This is a genomic window from Pseudidiomarina sp. (assembly GCF_048267825.1).
Classification (GTDB): domain Bacteria; phylum Pseudomonadota; class Gammaproteobacteria; order Enterobacterales; family Alteromonadaceae; genus Pseudidiomarina.
Genome location: NZ_JBLWWR010000028.1, coordinates 1 through 5,976, shown reverse-complemented (window position 1 = coordinate 5,976; position 5,976 = coordinate 1). Strand labels below are relative to the sequence as shown.

The following is a 5,976-nucleotide window of genomic DNA, read 5'->3' as shown; positions in this document are numbered from 1 at the left end:
GTCTTCAGCAGCTCCACCTCGGTACGCTGTACCAGATCACCAATGTAATGGATCGCTTCTGCCTTCAGACAGTTCGCAGAGCGAACGGTCAGTTCCAGATCGTCGACAGGACGCAGCAGGATAGGATCGAACTCAGGCTTGTCTTCTTTCTCTTCCGGTTCGCTCACGTCACGCAGATCCACGAAGGCTTCCAGCTGTTCGGCCATGATGGTGGCCGCACGACGGATGGCTTCTTCCGGATCCAGAGTGCCGTTGGTTTCCATGTCGATAACCAGCTTGTCCAAATCGGTACGCTGTTCGACACGGGCCGCCTCAACATTGTAGGCGATACGAACCACGGGGCTGTAGGCCGCATCCAGCAGCAGGCGTCCGATGGGACGCTCGTCGTCTTCGGTGTGGGCGCGGGCGGCGGCGGGAATATAGCCGCGGCCACGCTGCACCTTAAGACGCATGCTGATTTCGGCCTCGTCCCCTGTCAGATGACAGATGACGTGGTCTGGGTTAACGATCTCGACGTCATCACCGTGGGTGATGTCGCCTGCAGTTACGGGACCTGCACCAGTTTTGGTCAGAGACAGGGTCACTTCGTCCTTGCCTTCCAGCTTGACAGCAACCTCTTTGAGGTTCAGCAGGATTTCCAGGATATCTTCCTGGATACCTTCCTTGCTGCTGTACTCGTGCAGCACACCGTCGAGTTCGACTTCGGTGATGGCACAACCCGGCATGGAAGAAAGCAGAATACGACGCAGCGCATTACCCAATGTATGACCAAAGCCACGCTCCAGCGGCTCGAGAGTCACTTTGGCATGAGTCGGGCTGATCTGTTCGATATCAACCAGACGCGGCTTAAGAAAATCTGTTACAGAACCCTGCATTGTGTCCTCTCTTAGAAGCTAGCTTTACTTGGAGTAAAGCTCGACGATCAGCTGTTCGTTAATCTCGGCAGACAGGTCGCTACGCTCAGGCAGACGCTTGTAAACGCCTTGCATGTTGGTAGCGTCAACTTCTACCCAGGTCGGCTTTTCACGTTGACCGGACACTTCCAGAGCGGCTTTGATCCGGGCTTGTTTCTTAGCCTTCTCACGAACGCTGACTACGTCCTCGGGAGAAACTTGGAAGGAAGGAATGTTCACAACCTTACCGTTCACCAGGATAGCCTTGTGGCTGACCAGCTGACGGGACTCGGCGCGGGTGGCACCAAAACCCATACGGTAAACAACGTTGTCCAGACGACCTTCCAGCAGCTGCAGCAGGTTCTCACCAGTGTTGCCTTTCAGGCGGGCAGCTTCTTTATAGTAGTTGCGGAATTGCTTTTCCAGTACGCCGTAGATACGACGAACTTTCTGCTTTTCACGCAGCTGTACACCGTAGTCGGACAGGCGCGGCTTGCGGGCGCCATGTTGACCGGGTGCGGTATCAATTTTACATTTTGAATCGATCGCGCGAACGCCTGACTTCAGGAAGAGGTCAGTGCCCTCACGACGGCTCAGTTTGAGCTTGGGACCCAGATATCTTGCCATGTTCTTTCTCCAACTATCCTACAAGAAGGGTTATACGCGACGCTTCTTGGGAGGACGACAACCGTTGTGCGGGATGGGAGTCACATCGGTGATGTTGGTGATGCGGAAACCTGCCGCATTCAACGCACGGATGGATGACTCACGGCCCGGACCCGGACCCTTCACCATTACTTCCAGGTTCTTAACACCGTATTCCTTGGCAATTTCACCAGCGCGCTCGGCAGCTACCTGAGCAGCGAACGGGGTGGACTTGCGGGAACCACGGAAACCTGAACCGCCGGCGGTTGCCCAAGACAGAGCATTACCCTGACGATCGGTAATAGTTACTATGGTGTTGTTGAAAGATGCATGAACGTGGGCAATGCCATCGCTCACCTGCTTTTTGATGCGCTTGCGTGCACTACGAGCCGGAGTTTTAGCCATGATCTACCTTCCCGTTATTTCTTGATCGGTTTACGAGGACCTTTACGCGTGCGGGCGTTGGTCTTGGTGCGCTGACCGCGAACGGGTAGGCTGCGACGATGACGCAGACCTCGGTAACAACCCAGGTCCATCAGACGCTTGATGTTCATGGATACCTCGCGGCGCAGGTCACCTTCTACGGTGAACTTGGCCACTTGTTCACGCAGAAGTTCGATCTGCGCTTCATCCAATTCTTTAATTTTCACATCCTCAGCGATACCGGCTGCAGCACAAATGGCTTTAGAGCGGGTACGGCCGACGCCATAAATAGCAGTCAAAGCGATGACGGCGTGTTTATGGTCAGGAATGTTAATGCCAGCGATACGGGCCACTATGCACTCCTACAAAATAACAAATAATAAGCCATTACAAAGCCCGTCTAGGATACGTAATGACTACACATACACCCAACAAAGGTGGCTGGCTACTTTAGCCAGCCTGCCTTCAACTTTCAAGTTAAACCGTAACTTTTTTAGCCTTGGCGCTGTTTGTGCTTGGGCTCAGAGCAGATCACCCGCACCACACCGTGGCGCTTGATGATCTTGCAGTTACGGCAGATTGCCTTAACGGAAGCACGGACTTTCATTGCTTAACTCCGTAAATAACCGAACCTTAACGGTTGTAGCCTTTCAGGTTCGCTTTTCTCAGGACATCGCCATACTGGTGGGACATCATGTGGGTTTGCACCTGAGCCATGAAATCCATGATGACGACCACAATAATCAACAGCGAGGTACCACCAAAGTAGAACTGGACGTTCCAGGCTGTCATCAAAAACTGTGGAACCAAACAGACAAAGGTAATGTACAGGGCACCGACCAGGGTCAGGCGAGTCATCACTTTGTCGATATAGCGCGCTGTCTGCTCACCCGGACGGATCCCCGGGATGAAAGCACCACTCTTCTTCAGGTTGTCTGCCGTTTCGCGCGGATTGAACACCAGCGCGGTGTAGAAGAAACAGAAGAAGATGATGGCAGCGGCATACAACATCACGTACAGCGGCTGGCCGGGTTGCAGCGTGAGCGACAGCTCCTGCAGCAGGTTGGCAAACCACCCCTGCCCCTGACCGAACCAAGAGGCTACGGTACCCGGAAACAGGATGATGCTGGATGCAAAAATTGCCGGAATAACCCCCGCCATGTTCACTTTCAAGGGCAGGTGTGTACTCTGTGCCGCAAATACCTGGCGACCCTGTTGACGCTTGGCGTAGTTCACCACGATGCGGCGCTGGCCACGCTCAACAAAGACCACGAAATAGGTTACCGCAAACACAATCACGGCCAGCAGCAACAGCAACAGAATGTGCAATTCCCCCTGACGCGCCTGCTCTGCCGTGGCACCAATGGCCGATGGCAGACCGGCAACAATACCCACGAAGATAATCAACGAGATACCATTGCCAATGCCTCGCTCGGTAATCTGCTCACCCAACCACATCAGGAACATGGTACCGGTGACCAGGCTCACCACCGCCGTGAAATAGAAACCGAAACCCGGGTTTACCACGAGTCCCGGCATCATGTTCGGCAGACCGGTGGCGATACCGATGGCCTGGATGGTGCCCAGAACAAGGGTGCCATACCGGGTGTACTGACTGATCTTGCGACGGCCTGATTCACCTTCCTTCTTGAGCTCGGCCAAGGCGGGGTGAACCACAGTCAGCAGCTGGATGATGATGGATGCCGAAATATACGGCATTATCCCCAGCGCCAGTATGGACGCTCGTTCCAGGGCGCCACCACTGAACATGTTGAACATTTCAATGATGGTGCCCTGTTGTTGCTGGAACAAGTCGGCAAGTACGGCGGCGTCAATCCCAGGAATAGGCACATAGGAGCCGGCACGGAACACGATGATCGCGATCAGAACGAAAAGCAGACGGCTTTTCAGTTCACTCAGCCCGCCCTGTGCGTTTTTAGCATCTAATCCTGGTTTCTTGGCCATAGTACTTATTATTCCTCGATTTTTCCGCCGGCGGCTTCGATGGCAGCACGGGCACCCTTGGTGACGCCCAGACCAACCACAGTCACTTGACGGTCAATGGTGCCAGACAGAACCACTTTGGCAAACTGGATGTTCTTGGTGATCACGCCAGCTTGCTTCAGGGTGTTCAGGTCCACCACTTCGCCTTCAACTTTCGCCAGTTCGCTCAGGCGTACTTCTGCACTGACCAGGCCTTTGCGCGAAGTAAAACCAAACTTCGGCAGACGCTGTTTCAGCGGCATCTGACCGCCTTCGAAACCGTTACGAACCTTACCACCGGAACGGGACTTCTGACCCTTGTGGCCACGGCCACCGGTCTTGCCCAGGCCAGAACCGATACCACGGCCTACGCGCTTGGCAGAAGGCTTGGATCCGGCGGCAGGAGACAGAGTATTCAAACGCATGCGATTACTCCTCAACCTTAACCATGTAGTAAACCTGGTTGATCATACCGCGTACGCAAGCTGTGTCTTCCAGCTCGACGGTGTGACCAATGCGACGCAGACCCAGGCCACGCAGCGTTGCCTTGTGCTTAGGCAGACGGCCGATGGAGCTACGAGTCTGAGTTACTTTTACAGTCTTGTTAGCCATGGCGCATTACCCCAGAATCTGTTCAACAGTCAGGCCACGCTTGGCAGCGACTTGCTCGGGCGACTTCATATGAGTCAGAGCGTCGATGGTAGCGCGAACTACGTTGTTCGGGTTGGTGGAACCGTAGGTTTTGGCCAGTACGTTGTGTACACCGGCCACTTCCAGCACGGCGCGCATGGCGCCACCGGCGATGATACCGGTACCTTCGGAAGCGGGCTGCATAAACACGTTGGAACCAGAGTGACGGCCCTTCACCGGATGGAACAGGGTGCCGTGATTCAGTTCAACTTTACGCATGTTACGACGAGCCTGTTCCATCGCCTTTTGAATGGCGGCAGGAACTTCACGGGCTTTACCGTAACCAAAACCAATACGACCGTTACCGTCACCTACCACAGTCAATGCGGTGAAGGAGAAGATACGACCACCCTTAACTACTTTTGATACACGGTTAACTGCAATCAGCTTTTCTTGCAGTTCACCGGCTTGAGCTTCGATTTTTGCCATTTTCGACTCCACCCTTAGAACTGAAGACCAGCTTCACGAGCAGCGGCTGCCAGAGCGGCAACGCGACCGTGATATTGGAAACCGGAACGGTCAAAAGCGACGATGGTCACGCCTTTCTCAAGCGCGCGCTCAGCGATGGCTTTACCGACGACTGCGGCGGCCTCAACATTACCGGTATATTTCACTTGTTCACGAATTGACTTCTCCACGGTAGACGCGGAAGCCAGAACGGCTGAACTGTTCGGTGCAATAACCTGTGCATAGATGTGGCGCGGAGTACGGTGAACCACCAGGCGAGTCGCACCCAGTTCCAGCATCTTTTTGCGTGCTTTGGTAGCACGGCGGATACGAGCTGCTTTTTTGTCCATAGTGTTACCTTACTTCTTCTTGGCCTCTTTACTGCGCACCTGCTCGCCAAAGTAGCGAACACCTTTGCCCTTGTAGGGCTCGGGCTTGCGGTACGCACGAATATCGGCAGCAACCTGACCGATCAGCTGTTTGTCGGCAGACTTGAGAACGATCTCGGTCTGGGAAGGACATTCAGCGGTCACGCCGTCAGGCAGTGCATGCTCAACCGGGTGAGAGAAACCCAGAGACAGGGCAACGGCGTTGCCTTTCATCTGGGCGCGATAACCTACACCAACCAGCTGCAGCTTGCGTTCGAAGCCTTGGGTAACACCCACAACCATGTTGTTGACCAGGGCACGGGCGGTACCGGCCTGGGCGTCGGCGCCGGCGGCATTGCCACGGGGCACGAACTTCAACAGGTTGTCTTCCTGGCTGATTTCAACAGCAGCATTGATGGTACGATTCAGAGTACCCTTGCCACCCTTGACGGTGATTTCCTGACCGTTCAACGTCACTTCTACGCCGGCAGGAATTTCGATAGGTGCCTTAGCAACGCGAGACATAT

Annotated in this window: 11 protein-coding genes; all 11 read right to left on the bottom strand. The window is 54.6% G+C overall.

The annotated features are described in order from the left end of the window. A partial coding sequence (locus ACN0UN_RS11615) for a DNA-directed RNA polymerase subunit alpha (protein ID WP_417660107.1) occupies positions 1–875 on the bottom strand: 875 nt, incomplete at its 3' end. A 24-nt stretch (positions 876–899) separates the two neighbouring features. Next, positions 900–1,520 (bottom strand): 30S ribosomal protein S4, encoded by a 621-nt coding sequence (gene rpsD, locus ACN0UN_RS11610; protein ID WP_094039370.1) that lies wholly within the window; start codon positions 1,518–1,520, stop codon positions 900–902. A 30-nt stretch (positions 1,521–1,550) separates the two neighbouring features. After that, complete coding sequence (gene rpsK, locus ACN0UN_RS11605) at positions 1,551–1,943, bottom strand: 30S ribosomal protein S11 (RefSeq protein WP_094039369.1); 393 nt, start codon at positions 1,941–1,943, stop codon at positions 1,551–1,553. A gap of 14 nt (positions 1,944–1,957) precedes the next feature. After that, positions 1,958–2,314, bottom strand: coding sequence for a 30S ribosomal protein S13 (gene rpsM / locus ACN0UN_RS11600; protein WP_094039368.1), 357 nt, complete (start codon positions 2,312–2,314; stop codon positions 1,958–1,960). 140 nt (positions 2,315–2,454) lie between these two features. Continuing rightward, a complete protein-coding gene (gene rpmJ / locus ACN0UN_RS11595; protein WP_005319705.1) occupies positions 2,455–2,568 on the bottom strand; it encodes a 50S ribosomal protein L36 in 114 nt (37 codons plus the stop codon). A 26-nt stretch (positions 2,569–2,594) separates the two neighbouring features. Then, on the bottom strand, positions 2,595–3,926 hold the full coding sequence (gene secY / locus ACN0UN_RS11590) for a preprotein translocase subunit SecY (protein ID WP_094039367.1): 1,332 nt from the start codon (positions 3,924–3,926) through the stop codon (positions 2,595–2,597). Between the two features lie 8 nt (positions 3,927–3,934). Beyond that, on the bottom strand, positions 3,935–4,369 hold the full coding sequence (gene rplO, locus ACN0UN_RS11585; RefSeq protein WP_094039366.1) for a 50S ribosomal protein L15: 435 nt from the start codon (positions 4,367–4,369) through the stop codon (positions 3,935–3,937). Between the two features lie 4 nt (positions 4,370–4,373). Beyond that, positions 4,374–4,556, bottom strand: a complete 183-nt coding sequence (gene rpmD, locus ACN0UN_RS11580) for a 50S ribosomal protein L30 (RefSeq protein ID WP_014290666.1) — start codon at positions 4,554–4,556, stop codon at positions 4,374–4,376. 6 nt (positions 4,557–4,562) lie between these two features. Further along, positions 4,563–5,063, bottom strand: coding sequence for a 30S ribosomal protein S5 (gene rpsE / locus ACN0UN_RS11575; protein ID WP_094039365.1), 501 nt, complete (start codon positions 5,061–5,063; stop codon positions 4,563–4,565). Positions 5,064–5,077: 14 nt separating this feature from the next. After that, the gene (rplR, locus tag ACN0UN_RS11570; RefSeq protein ID WP_094039364.1) at positions 5,078–5,431 is read right to left on the bottom strand and encodes a 50S ribosomal protein L18; all 354 of its coding nucleotides are present in this window, start codon (positions 5,429–5,431) and stop codon (positions 5,078–5,080) included. Positions 5,432–5,440: 9 nt separating this feature from the next. Next, positions 5,441–5,974: a 50S ribosomal protein L6 gene (rplF, locus tag ACN0UN_RS11565; RefSeq protein WP_094039363.1), complete on the bottom strand. Its 534-nt coding sequence runs from the start codon at positions 5,972–5,974 to the stop codon at positions 5,441–5,443. Positions 5,975–5,976 lie beyond the last annotated feature (2 nt).